Source organism: Mesorhizobium sp. WSM4848 (assembly GCF_055811375.1).
The window spans coordinates 1-201 of sequence record NZ_JBVVPX010000169.1 but is presented as its reverse complement, the minus strand read 5'-3'; the positions used below and the strand labels follow the sequence as shown (position 1 = coordinate 201).

The following is a 201-nucleotide window of genomic DNA, read 5'->3' as shown; positions in this document are numbered from 1 at the left end:
CGGGTGCCCGGCTCGGCCATCAGGGCAAAGGCCGGCTTGCCCCTCTCGCGCTCGACCCCAAGAAGCTCTAACCCGCTTTCGGTGAAGGATTTTGTCTCCAGCCAATTGGTGGTCGGGCCGCTGCGGTATTTTCTGTCTCGACGCTTCGATACCATCCCCTCCAGGCCGGCCTTGTCGATCAGATGATAGATCGCGTTGGCC

General features: G+C 61.7%; 1 pseudogene. It reads right to left on the bottom strand.

The annotated features are described in order from the left end of the window. Positions 1-201: pseudogene (locus AC0L16_RS33735) on the bottom strand (ATP-dependent DNA ligase); the annotation flags it as partial.